14 protein-coding genes and 1 other RNA gene are annotated in these 15,519 nt (G+C 57.0%); 8 read left to right on the forward strand and 7 right to left on the reverse strand.

Translation table 11 applies throughout. From position 1 onward, the window contains the following. Nucleotides 1–1,416: hypothetical protein (locus K1Y02_19460; GenBank protein ID MBX7258548.1), on the reverse strand; the 1,416-nt coding region annotated here is incomplete at its 3' end. Nucleotides 1,417–1,531: 115 nt separating this feature from the next. After that, the gene (locus K1Y02_19465; GenBank protein ID MBX7258549.1) at nucleotides 1,532–2,476 is read right to left on the reverse strand and encodes an alpha/beta hydrolase; all 945 of its coding nucleotides are present in this window, start codon (nucleotides 2,474–2,476) and stop codon (nucleotides 1,532–1,534) included. A 205-nt stretch (nucleotides 2,477–2,681) separates the two neighbouring features. Here K1Y02_19465 and K1Y02_19470 point away from each other — a divergent pair, with 205 nt between their 5' ends. After that, nucleotides 2,682–3,302, forward strand: coding sequence for a YdeI/OmpD-associated family protein (locus K1Y02_19470; protein ID MBX7258550.1), 621 nt, complete (start codon nucleotides 2,682–2,684; stop codon nucleotides 3,300–3,302). A gap of 19 nt (nucleotides 3,303–3,321) precedes the next feature. Here the strand turns inward: K1Y02_19470 and K1Y02_19475 are convergent, their stop codons facing one another. Next, nucleotides 3,322–3,960: a DUF1080 domain-containing protein gene (locus K1Y02_19475; protein ID MBX7258551.1), complete on the reverse strand. Its 639-nt coding sequence runs from the start codon at nucleotides 3,958–3,960 to the stop codon at nucleotides 3,322–3,324. Between the two features lie 284 nt (nucleotides 3,961–4,244). On the opposite strand from K1Y02_19475, the gene K1Y02_19480 reads away from it, so the two are divergent. The 3 genes from K1Y02_19480 to tsaA all read left to right on the forward strand — a co-directional run bounded on the left by K1Y02_19480 (nucleotide 4,245) and on the right by tsaA (nucleotide 6,692). Continuing rightward, nucleotides 4,245–4,913, forward strand: coding sequence for a dihydrofolate reductase family protein (locus K1Y02_19480; protein MBX7258552.1), 669 nt, complete (start codon nucleotides 4,245–4,247; stop codon nucleotides 4,911–4,913). Nucleotides 4,914–5,015: 102 nt separating this feature from the next. Then, nucleotides 5,016–5,660 (forward strand): dihydrofolate reductase family protein, encoded by a 645-nt coding sequence (locus K1Y02_19485; protein ID MBX7258553.1) that lies wholly within the window; start codon nucleotides 5,016–5,018, stop codon nucleotides 5,658–5,660. Between the two features lie 258 nt (nucleotides 5,661–5,918). Beyond that, on the forward strand, nucleotides 5,919–6,692 hold the full coding sequence (tsaA, locus tag K1Y02_19490; GenBank protein ID MBX7258554.1) for a tRNA (N6-threonylcarbamoyladenosine(37)-N6)-methyltransferase TrmO: 774 nt from the start codon (nucleotides 5,919–5,921) through the stop codon (nucleotides 6,690–6,692). Between the two features lie 824 nt (nucleotides 6,693–7,516). Here tsaA and K1Y02_19495 read toward each other — a convergent pair. The 4 genes from K1Y02_19495 to ssrA form a co-directional block, all read right to left on the reverse strand. Further along, a complete protein-coding gene (locus tag K1Y02_19495; protein ID MBX7258555.1) occupies nucleotides 7,517–7,744 on the reverse strand; it encodes a 4-oxalocrotonate tautomerase family protein in 228 nt (75 codons plus the stop codon). A 129-nt stretch (nucleotides 7,745–7,873) separates the two neighbouring features. After that, nucleotides 7,874–9,685, reverse strand: coding sequence for a hypothetical protein (locus tag K1Y02_19500; GenBank protein MBX7258556.1), 1,812 nt, complete (start codon nucleotides 9,683–9,685; stop codon nucleotides 7,874–7,876). Between the two features lie 620 nt (nucleotides 9,686–10,305). Beyond that, nucleotides 10,306–10,548, reverse strand: a complete 243-nt coding sequence (locus tag K1Y02_19505; GenBank protein MBX7258557.1) for a GIY-YIG nuclease family protein — start codon at nucleotides 10,546–10,548, stop codon at nucleotides 10,306–10,308. 181 nt (nucleotides 10,549–10,729) lie between these two features. Then, nucleotides 10,730–11,089: a transfer-messenger RNA gene (ssrA, locus tag K1Y02_19510) on the reverse strand. 224 nt (nucleotides 11,090–11,313) lie between these two features. Between ssrA and K1Y02_19515 the strand changes: the two genes are divergently transcribed. The 4 genes from K1Y02_19515 to K1Y02_19530 form a co-directional block, all read left to right on the forward strand. Next, the gene (locus K1Y02_19515) at nucleotides 11,314–12,027 is read left to right on the forward strand and encodes an NTP transferase domain-containing protein (protein ID MBX7258558.1); all 714 of its coding nucleotides are present in this window, start codon (nucleotides 11,314–11,316) and stop codon (nucleotides 12,025–12,027) included. Nucleotides 12,028–12,198: 171 nt separating this feature from the next. Then, nucleotides 12,199–13,875 (forward strand): putative transporter, encoded by a 1,677-nt coding sequence (locus K1Y02_19520; protein MBX7258559.1) that lies wholly within the window; start codon nucleotides 12,199–12,201, stop codon nucleotides 13,873–13,875. Nucleotides 13,876–14,021: 146 nt separating this feature from the next. Beyond that, the gene (locus tag K1Y02_19525) at nucleotides 14,022–14,621 is read left to right on the forward strand and encodes a TetR/AcrR family transcriptional regulator (GenBank protein ID MBX7258560.1); all 600 of its coding nucleotides are present in this window, start codon (nucleotides 14,022–14,024) and stop codon (nucleotides 14,619–14,621) included. A gap of 44 nt (nucleotides 14,622–14,665) precedes the next feature. Continuing rightward, on the forward strand, nucleotides 14,666–15,519 hold an 854-nt coding region (locus tag K1Y02_19530; protein MBX7258561.1), incomplete at its 3' end, for a hypothetical protein.

Consider the following 15,519-nt stretch of genomic DNA (forward strand, 5'->3'; position numbering starts at 1 on the left):
CGATTCCGCAATCGGCCACGCTGCGCGCTCTTTCCCGCGTTCGGGCCAATCGGCTTCGCGCTCCGTCCACGCCACGACGACGTCCTTCGGCTGTCCTTGCGGCTTCGCACGAAACGCATATACGTGCACGTTCGGTTGCCTGTCAACCTCGTGCCGTCCCAAACACACACCGCCCGCCAGCAGACGTCCCAGCGCCGCCAGCGCCACATACCCCGGCCTCGGCGTGTGGTCGGCCCGCAGCAACCCAAACTGAGTGCGGTTCTCGCCTTCCATGTAATGGCCAAGGATAAAGTGAAAGTGCAGACTCGATCCGGAGAACAGGCTGCGCACGTACGACTGCGCGATCAATTCCCCTTTGCGCCGGTCGTTCTCCGGAGTGAAGTCGCCCGATTCGGACGCAGGATCCGCCTGCATGCCCCGGTCACACTCCGTCACCCACAGTGGCTTGCCGCATGCCGCTTCTCGCGCGTGCGCCCAATACTGCTCATACCCATGCGGCCAATCGTAGGAGTGAATGCTGTACACGTCGTAATACGGCCACGTCTCGTTTCGCAGAACGACGCGCGTCTGCGATTCGATATTGATCCCGCCCAGCGGATTCCAACACACCGTTAGGTTCGGATCGCCCGCCTTGAAGCCCAGGTACGACGCCTTCTGAATCGTGCACAATTCGTCCAGCGTATAGCCGCCGAAGTTGCCCGCGTTCCCCTCGTTCCACGGTTCCCAAGCCCCAACGCGTCCGTGAAAACGCTCTGCCATCCCTTTGCAGAACGAATACAACTTGAGCAAATCTATTCGCGGCCGCTCGGGATTCGAATCCGGAGCAAGCGCCCATTTCGGGCGCGTGTGGAACACCTGCAAAATCCGAAGCCCTTCCGCAGCCTGAATATCCGCGCTGTCATCGTACTTTGTGTGCTCGACGAAGGAACCATCTTCCTGTTGAACCTCGCGCCAATGAATCCGGTCGCGAACCCAGCGCACGCCCGCGAGCCGTGCAAGCTGCGCGTAGAGCGCCCAATCGCTCTCGTCTTTCGCCCCCAGCCACGCCAGCGCAATATCCAACGCGATGGGCGTATCGTCCGGCGGCGCCGCCGCCAAGGGTTCCAAAACCGCCGCAGTCGTAAAGCCAGCCACCGTGTCGTCGCTTCGCAAGAACTCCACGCGATACCAGCCCACCGGCAACGCGCCAAAATCCGCGCGTCCTTCGAATACAGTCGCCACAGCCTGCAATTCCAACCGCTCGTTCAGGGCCTGCGCCTTGTTTATTGGATTGGGCGGTTTCGCGAGCACAGACACTTGTACCCGTTCACCTACCAGGAACACGTGAGCGTCATCGTGGATGTTCGGCACCGCGGCAATTGCAGCAGAAGCGACGGCACATGCGACGAACACAACGATGGTTCTTCTAAATATCATGGTTACTCTTACCGCTCTCGCGCCCGAAGCCCCCGTGTTGTGTCAAGGTCTCCCGTCCCCACGTTGTGTCAGGGCCTCCCGACCCTGACACTCTCTTAGCGCCGAAGGTCTCCGACTACGACGTAGGGACAGCTCCCCCTACAGTGGCAGAATCCGTAAACCACTTGCACACGTCCACGTAATCCTTTTCGATACCGTCCCAATAGGTATGCGGGCCGCCCGGCTGGACGATGAGTTTGACCTTCAGCCCCGTCTCTTCGTACTTCGCCTTCAGAATCTCCGACTGCTGGACCGGCACCGTCGCATCCTTGTCGCCGTGAATCAGTAGAAGGGGCGGATCGTCCGGCGTAACAAAGTAGATCGGCGAGATGGATTTCAGTTGTGCAGGCAAATCCGTGATCGTACCGAAAATTTCCTTAAACAGGTTGGGCCGTATCGTCTCGATCATCTTGTATCCGTCCGGCCCACCCCAATTGATGAGATCTGTCGGCGGAAACCACGCCACAATTGCCTGCGTGCGGCTGCTCACGCGCTCGACGGGATCCTTCGAATCGGGTTTGCCGTCGTCGCCGGTTAGGCCCACCATCAATGCGAGGTGCCCGCCCGAAGACCCGCTCGTGATGCCGATATGATTCGGATCGATGCCGTAGTCCGACGCTTTCATGCGAATGAATCGAACCGAACGGCGGATGTCTTCAATCATCTCCGGCACCGTAAATCGCGGGCCGCTTCCATGACGCACGATGAATGTCGTGAATCCGCCCTGCAACAGACCCATCGCCCAATGGTCCGCGCGCATCTCGGCGACTTCCTCCGGGATGTTCGATTTGCTTGACTTCCAACTGCCACTCGATATCAGGACAATACCCAGACCGTTGCCGTTCTTTTCCGGCTTCAACACGTCCATGGTCAGTCCCATGCCTTCCTTCTGACCGTACACGACATCCTCAATCGCCGTGTACGGGACTACCAACGATTCAATGCCGGCATGGCCCGCCTGAACAACAATCAGGCACGCGATCGCCGCAACTACTACTGTCTGGATAGGGGTGCGTCTCATGTCTTCTCCTTTTGCCGTCCCGTGACGGCACATGGCCTACATGCTCTCAATTTTCCGGCCCACATGCAACGCCGGTGACACACGCACGCATCAATCAGGAATGGGTGTGAAGCCAGGGGCGTTTAATGGAAAGGTGACCACACACGCGAAACTCGGTTTGATAGTATTGCTCGAACCGATCTGTTCAACGGGAGAAAATCTGCGCATGAATCGACACGCCGACACTTACTTCACCGATGGCTGCGGTCGCTGCCCGAGAGGAGGCACGCCGGAATGCAGCGTCAACACGTGGGCCAAGGAACTCGCCGAATTGAGAGCGATAGTCCTCGCCTGCGGCCTCACCGAAGAGTCGAAGTGGGGAGTCCCGTGTTACACGTTTCAGAATCGCAACATCCTCTTGATGCACGCATTCAGAGAATACTGTTCGCTCGACTTCTTCAAGGGGGCTCTGTTAAAGGACGCCAAGAAAATACTGGTCCGGCAAACGGAAAACGTGCAAGCCGCGCGCCAGATGCGATTCACCGATGTCCGCGAGGTAACCAAGATGGCATCCACGCTGAAGGCCTACATTCTCGAAGCCATCGAAATCGAAAGAGCGGGCTTGAAGATCGACTACAAAAAGACCGCCGACTTCGCCATTCCCGTGGAATTTCAGAACAAACTCGACGAGGTGCCCGCCCTGAAAAACGCCTTCAACGCCTTAACCCCGGGACGCCAACGCGCCTACCTCCTCCATTTCTCCGCACCCAAACAATCCAAGACCCGAGAATCGCGTGTGGCAAAATGCATGCCTCAGATCCTTAAAGGCAAAGGGCTGCATGACTGACCGTCTTCGAAAAGAAGGGTCACTTCTTGCCTAAATCGCGATAGAAGAGATCCTTCGCTTCGACGGTCATCTGATCGTTGTGGCACTGCAACGCAATGTGACCGGTTTTGTACTCGCTGTCTTTCCAGTCGGTCACCTGCTCGTCATTCACCCAAATCGTGATGTGATCGCCGACGGCCTTCACGCGCATGGTGAACCATTCGCCATCTTTGGCGAGAAGCTTGGATGCTTTACCTGTCGGCGTGCCGGGTTTCCACAGCCACCCTGTAAACGCATCCGTGTCATTGCAGATCTGCGCTTCATAACCGCGCGGGAAATCATCAGGCTTGTCCTCAGGTGGATTGGCGCGGAAGTAAAGTCCGCTGTTCGCTGTCTTCCCTTGGCTCGTGATACGAAACGTGCCCTTGACCTCAAGGTCCGTAAGCACCGGTTCCGCGTACAAGTGTCCCTGCCCTCCCGGTGACTGCCCAATGATAACGCCCTTCTCGATTCGCCACTTGGCACTGCCATGTGTCGTCCAACCATCAAGACTGTCACCCTTGATGAGCGGCGTCCAACCTTCCTCCTTCTCCGCTGCCGACGCGAGAAATGTGGTTTGGCTCACCGCCAGAATTGCCGTGACCACAACGGCACAAAGCATGTATCGAAGCGTGCGCATACGTTCTTCCTTTCTCCGGCCAACGAGGTGAATGCCTATGCAATGGTAAGCAATAGACTATCCCCGCCATGCACCAAAAGAAAAGTGCTTGTCACTTGGTCTACGGCAGGGTTCGAGACGATTACGGTCTTGAAGGGTCAAAATGCTAACATTCTGACGGTCATTAGCTGCTGCGTTGCTGCATTCGCATCATAAGTCTGAGATTTCTGGCCACGTTTGGCAAGTACTTACCGTCGTGATAGCAACTGTCACCCCAAGCGCATTCTACGAAGGAATTGGTTTCCATGAGAAAACTCATCGCATCTATGTTCGCGACGCTTGACGGCATCATCCAAGCACCAGGCGGACCGGAAGAAGACCCCACGGGCGGTTTCACTCATGGTGGTTGGGTATTCGACTTCTGGGACGAGGGCGTGGATATCTCAGATGCAGGCTTCGACGGCGGAAATCGCGATTTGGTGCTGGGGCGCAGGACCTACGAGATATTCGAGGCGTACTGGCCGTATCAGCCTGCCGACCAACCGATTGCGAAAACGCTCAATGAAGCGAAAAAGTACGTTGCCTCGCGCACACTGACAAAGCTCGACTGGGCCAACTCGACGTTGATCCACGGCGATGTCGTTTCGGCGATCAAAACTCTCAAGGCCCAACCAGGCCTCGACCTGCAGATGATCGGCAGCGGTAATCTGGTCCAAACGCTCCAGGCCGCGTCACTGATAGACGAGTACCACGTGTGGACTTTTCCCGTGGTGCTCGGGCGGGGTAAGCGTCTCTTCAGTGAGAGCACCAAGCCCACCGCCTTGCGGCTCGTTCGCTCTCGTGTTTCCGCTACGGGCGTTGTCATGAGTACCTATGAACCATGCGGCGATTTCCAACCCAGCTCATACCCGAGTACCGAACCGAGCGAGAAGGAGTTGGCCCGTCGAGAAAGAATGGCGAAGGGAGTGTGGTGATGCGAGGATGACAATACGCGCAAGCGAATCAATCAAACCCAAGCCGCTTCGTGGCGCGGTGCAAATCAGACGTCAAGCGTCAATGCAAACAAAGGACAGAATATGACACGAGTTCGCGTTGAGAGCTTCACCATCTCGCTCGACGGATACGGAGCGGGTCCGCATCAAGATATCAGCAATCCGCTTGGTGTTGGCGGGACAGATTTGCACCAGTGGGCAATCCCCACATACACGTTCCAGCGGGCACTTTTTGGCAAGACCAGCGGCACGACAGGGATTGACAATGACTTCGCCGAGCGTGGCTTCCGCAATGTTGGGGCATGGATTCTCGGAAGGAACATGTTCGGACCCATTCGCGGCCCCTGGCCGGACATGAACTGGAAAGGCTGGTGGGGAGACAACCCGCCGTATCACGTTCCAGTCTTCGTCTTGACCCATCATGCGCGTCCACCCATCGAAATGGAAGGCAACACGACGTTTCACTTCATCACGGGCGGCATTCATGAAGCGCTCGATCGGGCGCGAGAAGCGGCCGCAGGAAGAGACGTGCGGATTGGCGGTGGGGCCAACACAATCCAGCAGTACCTTCGTGAGGGTCTCATCGATGAGCTGCACATTGCCATCTCACCCATCCTGCTCGGTTCTGGAGAGCGACTATTCGATGGCGTTAACTTACGGGCTCTGGGATACGAATGCGTTGAATTTGCAGGGTCGGAGAAAGCTACGCATGTAGTCCTACGTCGTTAAGGATCCATCAACGCCTTGCTCGCTCGATGAACTCACCCGAATCTACGTGGCATGCTCTAGCCACGTCTGCTGAAACCAACCGGTCGAAAATGAAGCAGGATTACGAGTTGGTGCATCATTCCCTTGAAGAGAATCCGAGGGGCTGGGTGGATACTCACGCGATGAACTGGGACTAATGGAACGGAAGAATTGAACACGCGCGAACTCGAGAGCCTGGTCGTAGAATGTCCCCGGTTACTTGGTCACGAAAGGCATCCCATGCATCTTGAGCCCATTGGTACATTCCACTGCGAGGCACGGTACCCCTACGACGCCGCGCGCCAGTCGCCTATCGCAGAATCAAACGGCGGCAATATCGTGTTTGAGAAAGGCCACAACTACGAGCAAGCCTTGCAGAACCTCGGAGGCTTCTCGCATATCTGGCTAATCTACGTCTTTCACCTCAACCAGAATTGGAAGCCCATGGTCCAGCCACCGCGAGCCTCGCGCAAAGTGGGCGTGTTTGCCAGCCGCGCGCCATACCGCCCCAACCCAATTGGCCTCTCCTGCGTGGAACTGATCTCAATCCAAGGCCTGATCGTGAATGTCGGTCCCCACGACCTCCTCGACGGTACGCCCATACTTGACATAAAGCCCTACCTTCCCTATGCCGACAGCTTTCCCGAAGCGAAGTGCGGCTGGGTCGAGGACGTAGCCGAGGACCTGTGGGAAGTATGCTTTGCCCTGGAAGCCGATCAGCAACTCGCTTGGCTGGAACGGGCCGGGGTAAAGGCAATCCGCGCATTCCTCCGTCAACAACTCCGCGAACTCCCCTTCGACCAACAGCGCAAGCGCATCCGGCCGATAGCGGGTACACAGTGGGAAATCGCGTACCGCACGTGGCGGATCGATTATGGCGTAGACGAAACGGCGCGACGGGTGATGGTGCAACGGGTTCGCTCTGCATATACCGATGAGGATTTGCTCAGCTTGGATGATAGATACGAGGACAAGGCGCAACATCGAGAATTTCGCAACGCATTTCGAACGTGAAGATTGGGCATGCGGTCCTGAAGAAGCGCATACAATCGCCATAGTCTACTGATGGTGGCGGTGTTATGCCTGACGCCACCATTTACACAAACACTTGCTGAAAGAATGAGTTCCTGGTGGAGGCGGAGGGAATCGAACCATCTCGGGAAACCGGCACTATTGCAACACTTCTCGCACGGATAGCATACGCAAACCACATGCCCGAATCAGCTTTTAAAGACCTAATCGACACTGTTCACGCACTTCCCGAGTAGAACCGTGACACTTCCTTACAGCAAAACTGTGCAATTTATGTGCAATGGACCCGGTTGCCCAGACCTGTCCAAAACTCGGTTAGGCAATGTTCAGACTTGTCCGTCGCTGGGCAGGAAAGTGCGCAAAATACCGCTGAGCCACGAGCTAATAGTCCCAAGCAGGCAGACTTGGATTTCGAATTACGGTCGAGTTAGAGGCCCCTGGAATGACAAGCACGTATGGCAGTACGTGCCCGACACCGCCACAACCAGTCAATCCGCGCCAATTCAGCGATCTGCTTTCGTCTGCAATCATCGCGCAACCTAAGCAATTTCCACCCGGCTAGGAGAGCTTCGCCCCCCCGTAGAACGCAAATCCAGCCAAGCTTTGGCTTCGGACCGTATCGACCGAGATCTCACACTACATACCAACCTTCTGACTCATTGGCTACGGGGATTTAAGCGTGGGCGGAGTTGTTTCACCGCTTGCCCTTCATGTGTTGTTTCTTTCTCGTGTGTTGGTTATCGGGTCGGAAACGTGCGCCCGCGGGGCGCAGACAACCCCGCGGGACGCGCGCACTTGGGCAGCGGCTAACGAACGGCGGCCCCATTACGAAGTTCGCGGACGGCTCTGGTGGTCAGCGAATGACCACCGAATCCCCAATCGCCGCTCTTGGTTTCCTCGATGATGACCACCGTCTTATCACGCAGCGTCTCGCCCTCCACGGCGACCAGGGCATCCGTGACCGACTCGATGATCTGCTGCTTCTCTGCGACGCTAAACACGCCTTCGATGACCTTGATGTTCGCGAGTGGCATTGTGTGTCTCCTTAATCTGGCGGGGCGTCTGCCCGCGGTCCAATATCTGCCTTATTGCAGGTATCCCGACCGTTATGGCCGTCACTCTAAAAGGCGTGAGGACTGCCCTTACGATGTGAGGCGGACGCCTCACACCTCCCAATCCGTGGCGACTTCGGGCACATAAGCGCAGAATGTGCCGGTGCGGATGGAGTTGGCGAGGTGCTGTCCCAATCGGGGGTGGGCGACTTGTATCTTCCTGATAGCGCTGCGGATACGCCAAGTAACCGCGGTTCGGGCACGCTCACCGGAACTGCTCATCAGGCGAGTTCGTCCGCGCAGCCCGGTTGCTTTGGCGAGTTCTTCCGTTAACACCTGCAGTTCCTGTTCAAGCGCTTTCCGGCGCACGGAATCCGCACCGCCATCGGTTTTGTCCAATAAGGCCTGCAATTCGAAAATTCGATTTCGGTATTCGATTCGCGCCTGATCGTCGATCACTTCTTGCTCACTGATTTCTGTGCGCATCCCGCCGGACAGTTCCAGGCTGTGAATCGATTCGCCCGGACACTTCAGAAGTTGCGCGATATCGTGAAACCCCTTCAGTTCCACCAACTGCGCGCCTTTTCCCTCGTATGCAAGTGTCCAAATTGCCCCGTCGTTTACGAAACGGTTACCCGGTGATTGGGCGGTATCCGCGGGGCGGGCGGCTTGGGGCTCCCTGGTGGTTACGGCTTTCCGGACGTCGAAGTCGATGAGCCCCGTACGCCGCAGAATGCCCGGCATATGCCCTGCATCGTCTCGGTTGCGAAACGGCTCAACCTGAATGGCCCAGCGAATGGCTTCTCCGAGATCCGGCTCGCGGCCAAACGCAATTCTCCAGCAGTACACACGTTGAAAATGGTCGTAGGCGCGTTGCGCACCTTCGGCATCGTTAGCCATAGCGCAACACGCGGCACGATAGGCGCCGAAATTGACGACGTAGTCGCCGGCTGCCTGCAACAGGGGGTAGGCCTCTGCGTAGGATCGATCCATAAAGAGGCTCCACCCGACAATACCCTGGTACCAGCCGCCGTGGAGCGGATTCGAGCGAATCGCCTTCCGGGCGAGCTCTGCCGCTTCCACAAACTCGCCGCCAAAGAGTTTGGCGAGCGCTATCTGAATCAGCACGTTCGCGTCATTCGGATTCAGACTCAATGCACGGGCCGCATGGTGGTCGGCGCGGTCGTGCTCGTGTCGATACCGATGCACGCGCGCGAGAACTGCGTGTACCATCGCATCCGTGTCGTCCAGTTCCACGGCCTTGGCCGCGTAAACAAACGCATTCTTCTCGTTCTCGTTAAACAAATGCCATGCCTGGCACGACCATTCGTTAAAATACGAAAGCGAGAGGCCGGCGTAGGCGCGCGAGAAGCGGGGTTCGGTTTCCAACGCCGCTTCGAATAGCGGGCGCGATTCTTCGTCTCCGTCCAGCGTCCCGCGCCGCAGGCACTCCATGCCGCGCAAATAGTAGTCGTATGCGGCGAGATCGTCGCCGGTACGCTGCTTCGCACGATTCAGATGGCTCTCATCGATTTGAACCGACAGCGTGCTGGCGATGGTCGCGATGATCTCATCTTGAACCGCGAAAACTTCTTCCAGCGGGAAATCGAAGCGGCGCGCCCAGACCACGTGGGATGAATCGGCCTGAACGAGCTGAACGCTAACCCGAATCGCGGATACGTCTCGCCGTACGCTCCCATGAATGAGGTAGTCCAAGCCCCACTCGCGCGCGACTTCTTCCACCATGCGTCCACTTCCGATCAATGCCGTAATACTCTGGCTGGCCACGACCCGAAACGCCTGAAACCGGGTAAGTTCGCCGATCAGATCCTCCGTGAATCCAGTCACAAAGTAGTCGAAATCATCTTGCTTGGCGGTGTTTCGGAGTGGAATGACCGCAATTGAGATATGGTCCTGGCCCATGATCAACATCCACGACTGCGGGTTAAACGACTGCCACCGGTTTGTGCAGGTACAGCGGAGCAAATCCTATGGGAAGGATGGTCAAAACACAAGGTCCCGTTCGATCTGTCTGTGTCGGTCAGGAAATGCGGCAGGCGGTGGTTGAGTTGTACAGCACCGCGTATGGGAGGATTCCGTTCACGAATCGAAATGGAATGTGCGGTTCACGTGCAACGGGGTTCGACGCCACAATCTTCGGTAAGTGTGAGTTCTTGCTGTAGAACCTCTAAGGAACCATGCAAAGTCTTGATGGCGGCGGGTATAGTCCTGATGCCGCAAATCACATACGTTATTGTAAATAAATGACTTAATGGTGGAGGCGGCGGGAATGCGCCAGAGGCGCACAAGTCGAACTTTACCCGCCTCCGGCGGGCCACGTCTGCAAGCTTTTTAGCCCCAGCGGTCTACAGCGCAAGCCACTGATACAAGACGGATTGATTTTGCCTCAGCACTCATCACGCTCTACGCTACAGGGAACGATGTTACAGTATAGTGCTCCCGTTCGGCCTCCGCGAAAATGAGTGCGTCAACCGGTTAATTGCGAATTGGCATTAGTAAACGACTTTTCTCTTCCTCTTTGTCTACCACAGCCGTTTATTCGCAAAAGCGTTCCCAGAACTGGATTTCAGGTAACGCTCAAAACCGACCGCGTTCTGTTTTTCCGAGAATGCTACGTATGTTACCAACTTCCATGGACAAAACTTCGAGGTGTGCGGAGAGGGTCCCGCGTTATGACCGTGGATGCGTTGTTTCAGGTCATCGGTGAGGCCGATGTGACGCTGCTTTGGGTGGGATTCGCTTATGAGTAAGTAGACATAGGTCATTGATTCGCCCACTCGCTTGCCGAACGCGTTTCCATTGCCTAAGTAGTCCGAACAGATCGGTTTAGACTGCTCGAGACAACTCGGCTTGCCATCCGAAGCTCGCTGGCGAACGTGATTAGCCCTCCTTCGCCAATGCTTCGTAGGGCACCATTCTTCACTCTCCTTCGAGTCGAGCGAAGGATGGTGGAGGCGGCGGGAATCGAACCCGCGTCCGAGAGTGCATCGACATAAACGTCTACGTGCGTAGCCTTTTAATTAGGATTCGCCACCGTGCGCCGCGTCAGGCGCGCTGCGCAAGGCCGCTAGGTGAAGTCGGTACTCTCCTCCGGAGTCTTCAACCACACTCCGGACTCAAGACCCGCTGTCGTCGCCTTAGTCCCCCTAGCAGGTAGTCGAGGGTAAGACGCGTCGCGTTAAGTTACGCGGCGAGTGCCAATGGTTCGTTGGCAGTTAGATTGTGATCGGCTTTTTACGAGGCCAACCGATCAACCTCGGCACGCAGTCCATGCTTCATCACCCCCGTCGAAACCTGGTCGCCCCCACAATGGGAAGGATTCGGTCCGAACGGAGCCAAGCCATATAAGACTTGCTGAATGCTATTATGCCACAGACGGAGCGGCGAGTGCGACAGGAGAAAGGTCTGAGATTTTAGCTCGGGTCACTGAGCCAGGACTTATAGGTCCCATGGGACCCATATGTCCCATTCCTTGGGCCGATATAGAGAATAGGAGAAAGCAAACCAGACGCATGGGTGTGAAGACTACCATGAAAGCCGCGATCCTTGCCGGAGGACTCGCCTCGCGCTTGAAAGGGGTCGTAGATGATCGGCCGAAGTGTTTGGTCGAGATTAACGGGCAGCCCTTTCTGTGGCATCTGCTGCGACGCGTACGTAAGGCAGGTTTCACGCACGTTGTGATGCTGACCGGGCACCGTAGCAATGCCGTTCGCGATTACCTCGACAATGGCTCTGCGTTCGGGCTTGAAGTGGAGTACTCGGTTGAACCTGCGCCGTTGGGGACGGCGGGCGCCGTAAAGCACGCGCAGCCCTTGCTGCCCGATCCGTTCCTTCTGCTCAATGGAGACACGTTAGTCGATGTCGATCTTGGTCTAATGCGTGATGCGCACGCGACGTCTCCCGCGCGCTCGGCCACCATAGCGTTATGCCGCATGGATGACGCCTCGACCTACGGTTCCGTCGTCGTCGATACCGCAAATCGCGTGCTTCGGTTCGATGAAAAATGCCCGGAGCCTGCACCCGGCTTAGTAAATGCAGGTGCTTATATTCTTGCTCCCGAAGTACTCAATCTCATCCCTGCGGGAGTTCCCTACAGCATGGAGCGAGATCTGCTTCCCTCACTGCTGACCCGGCAAATGCCAGTCTACGGTTTCCAGTTTCAAGGCGAATTCATCGATATCGGAACTGCGGAGCGTTTGACCATTGCGGCGCAGCATCCCTTGTTCAATGCGCCGCCCATTTGAGAATCGGCCAGGCTGTAAAGTAGACTATTTCTGTTTATGGGGGAACGCTTTCGCGTTCAGACTTCAAAACAGCGCGTCGGATGAACGCCGCTTCACATGCTGGAACGCCGACTCCACAATAGGGTGGAATTCGCTCGGGTGTTCTCCAGCCAATGATGAGAATTTCCACACATGCCTTGGCTAGCCGATCTTTTCAAAGGGGAATCCGTAGCAAGCTCCGTCATCATCCTGAGCCTTGTAGCCGCGGGTGGTTTGGCGCTGGGAAGCATACGCCTCAAGGGCATTGCACTCGGCGTGGCAGGCGTTCTCTTTTCCGGTCTGGTATTCGGACACTTCCACATTGGAATCAACGAGCACGTCTTGGAGTTTGCGCGCGAATTCGGCCTTATTCTCTTCGTGTACACCGTGGGCATGCAGGTCGGTCCAAGTTTCGCCTCGTCGTTGCGGCGCGAAGGGCTGCCCCTCAATATCATGGCAGCAAGCATTGTTGGGCTTGGCGTGCTTACCATGGTCTGCATCTCGTGGTACATGAAGATTCCGATCCCCGTTGCGGTCGGCACTATGTCTGGCGCGGTCACCAACACGCCCAGCCTTGCCGCCGCGCAAGCCGCGCTGAAGGACATCCCCCTCCCCGCCGACGGTACGGATTGGTCTGCCGTGACCGGTGTTGGATACGCGGTGGCCTACCCCTTTGGCGTCATGGGCATCATTCTCGCCATGTTCATCCTGCGCACAATCTTCCGCGTGAACGTGCAAGACGAAGTAAAGGCGCTCGAGTCGGCTCGCGCAACCAAAGTTGACCCCCTTGAGCTGACCAACCTTATTGTCGAAAACCCCAATCTGGAAGGTGTCCGAGTCGGAGATATCAGCCTGTTCGAGGAAGCCGGCGCGATCATCTCGCGCGTGCAACACAAGGACGTTCAGACCGTGGCTCATCCCGATACCGTGCTGCACCTTGGCGATATCGTGCTCGCGGTCGGTCCAAAGCCGAAGCTGCACGCTCTGCGTCTCTTGGTGGGCCAGAAAGCTTCGGTCGACCTGTCGCGGGTTGCCAGCACCATCTCCAGCCGGAAGATGTTGATCACACAGAAAGCCGTCCTTGGCAAAACGATCCAGGAACTCAAGTTCCGCGAGCGTTTCCAAGTCACCATCACGCGCCTGCGACGCGCTGAGGTCGAAATGCCCGTCGAACCCGACCTGCGTCTTCAATACGGCGACACGGTCGTTGTTGTGGGTGAAGAGACCAACCATCAGCGGGTCAGCGAGATTCTGGGCAACTCCCCCAAGGCATTGGACCACCCCGAAGTCATCCCGGTCTTCGTCGGCATCGCGCTGGGTGTGTTGCTGGGCAGTCTGCCCATCGCCGTACCGGGACTTCCCGCGCCCGTACGCCTGGGTCTCGCAGGCGGACCGCTGCTTGTCGCGATCATCCTCAGCCGCGTAGGCCGAATTGGCCGCCTTGTATGGTTCATGCCCGGCAGCGCCAACTTCATGCTACGCGAATTGGGCATCGTCCTCTTCCTCGCATGCGTAGGCCTGAAATCCGGAGACAAGTTTGTCGAATCGCTCGTGTCTGGACAGGGATTCGTTCTCATGGGCATGGGCGCCGCCATAACCCTGCTACCACTCCTCGTGGTCGGTCTCGTGGGCCGCTTCTTTCTGAAGACCAACTACCTGACCCTCTGCGGATTGCTGGCGGGCAGCATGACAGACCCCCCTGCGCTCGCCTTCTCGACCAGCTTCAACAAGTCGGACGCGCCGACAGTCTCGTACGCAGCGGTCTATCCCTTGACCATGATTCTGCGCGTCTTGGCCGCGCAGACCTTGATCCTGCTGCTAGCGGGATAGGGGACATTTGCGAACACTCATACACTTACTTAACACAAGTCGCGCCCGCAATTTTGCATAATTATTTATAATGAAATGAGATACAGTCCTTGACAGTCCAGCCATGCCACGATATAATGTGAATATAGATTCACATTGAGTGCGCCATGTCAAAAACCAAGCTAGATACCGAAGTCCGGCAAGAGCAAATCGCTGAGGCCGCCTTGATGCTCGTTCATACCCACGGCATCAAAGCACTTAGCATCGGACGTATCGCCATGAGTGTTGGCTTGGCCCCTTCTGCCCTGTACCGGCACTTCAAGGACAAGTCGGCCATCCTGGACGCGGTCTTGATGCAGATACGCATTCAGTTGTTCGGGCTGGTCGACTCTGTGTGCAAGGAGCATGAAGCCCCCTTGGAACGCCTGCAACATTTGCTGCGGCGGCATATCATGTTTGTTCAACAATTTCAGGCGCTTCCGCGCATTCTGTTCTCCGATCAAGTCTACACGGGCAACCCCGCGCGCAAGGCGCGCATTCACGAGACCATCATGGAGTACCTTGGCCGCATTGCCGCCATCGTCAAGGACGGCCAGCATGAGGGAAGTATCCGTGCAGACCTCGACCCAGGCACGGTTTCCGTCATGTTCCTGGGGCTTTTCCAACCGACGGCCATGCTGTGGTTTCTCAGCGACGGCGGTTTCGATACAACCAAGCACATCGACCGCGCTTGGCGGGTGTTTTTGGAAGGCATTCGGTCTAAGTGAAAGACCGATTGTGAATACACATTCTCATCATTAAGGCGAACGTCATGAAGGCTCGAATCATATTCATTGCCGTACCGTTACTCATCGCCGTTGCCGGTGCCTGCTATTTCGAATCAAAAGGCCATGCATCGGCGAATGGCGACACCATCCAGGTATCCGGCAATATCGAAGTAACCGACGCCGAAGTTAGCTTCAAGATGCCCGGCCGAATGCAATCGCGCAAGGTCAGCGAGGGCGAGCGCATCGAGAAGGATCAAGTCGTGGCCGTCCTTGACTGCTCGGAACTGGAGCGTCAGGTTGGCGTGCGCGCCGCCGACGTGGAAGCAGCGGAGGCTGTACTGGCGGAACTCGAAGCTGGCACGCGTCCGGAGCAGATTCGTCAGGCTGAAGCAAACGTTGAAGCGGCCCAAGCCGCGTTGAACGAGCTACTCGCCGGCGCACGGCCCCAAGAGCTCGAAGCCGCGCGTTCCGATGTGAAGGCGGCGCAAGCGGAAGCCGACCGTGTCACTGCCGACTTCGAACGCGTCAACAACCTCTTTGAGAAGAACGTCGTATCAGCCCAGATGCGCGACTCGGCGCGCGCCGCACATGACGTGGCCGTCTCTCGATTGAAAGTCGCGCAAGAGCGCTTGGCGTTGGCTGTGGAAGGCCCCCGCAAGGAATCCATCGAACGGGCACGGGCCATGCTCCGGCAGGCGGATGAGCAACTCGCGTTGGCAAAGGAAGGCCCGCGAAAAGAGACTATCGATCAAGCGCGAGCGCGCGTCAAGCAGGCCAAGGAAGGATTGGCGGCAGCGCAAATCCAGCTCGACAACGGCACGTTGAAATCCCCGCTGGCCGGTGTCGTATTGTCCGACAATGTGGAAGACGGCGAATACGTCACGCCCGGCATGCCGAT

The organism is Candidatus Hydrogenedentota bacterium (genome assembly GCA_019695095.1).
Classification (GTDB): Bacteria; Hydrogenedentota; Hydrogenedentia; order Hydrogenedentales; family SLHB01; genus JAIBAQ01.

Coding starts and splice junctions, on each gene's coding strand:
- K1Y02_19500 (MBX7258556.1), bottom strand. CDS start 9,685: ATGGGCCAGGACCATATCTCAATTGCGGTCATTCCACTCCGAAACACC.
- K1Y02_19505 (MBX7258557.1), bottom strand. CDS start 10,548: ATGACCTATGTCTACTTACTCATAAGCGAATCCCACCCAAAGCAGCGT.
- K1Y02_19495 (MBX7258555.1), bottom strand. CDS start 7,744: ATGCCACTCGCGAACATCAAGGTCATCGAAGGCGTGTTTAGCGTCGCA.
- K1Y02_19475 (MBX7258551.1), bottom strand. CDS start 3,960: ATGCGCACGCTTCGATACATGCTTTGTGCCGTTGTGGTCACGGCAATT.
- K1Y02_19520 (MBX7258559.1), top strand. CDS start 12,199: ATGCCTTGGCTAGCCGATCTTTTCAAAGGGGAATCCGTAGCAAGCTCC.
- K1Y02_19465 (MBX7258549.1), bottom strand. CDS start 2,476: ATGAGACGCACCCCTATCCAGACAGTAGTAGTTGCGGCGATCGCGTGC.
- K1Y02_19480 (MBX7258552.1), top strand. CDS start 4,245: ATGAGAAAACTCATCGCATCTATGTTCGCGACGCTTGACGGCATCATC.
- K1Y02_19470 (MBX7258550.1), top strand. CDS start 2,682: ATGAATCGACACGCCGACACTTACTTCACCGATGGCTGCGGTCGCTGC.
- tsaA (MBX7258554.1), top strand. CDS start 5,919: ATGCATCTTGAGCCCATTGGTACATTCCACTGCGAGGCACGGTACCCC.
- K1Y02_19485 (MBX7258553.1), top strand. CDS start 5,016: ATGACACGAGTTCGCGTTGAGAGCTTCACCATCTCGCTCGACGGATAC.
- K1Y02_19515 (MBX7258558.1), top strand. CDS start 11,314: ATGAAAGCCGCGATCCTTGCCGGAGGACTCGCCTCGCGCTTGAAAGGG.
- K1Y02_19525 (MBX7258560.1), top strand. CDS start 14,022: ATGTCAAAAACCAAGCTAGATACCGAAGTCCGGCAAGAGCAAATCGCT.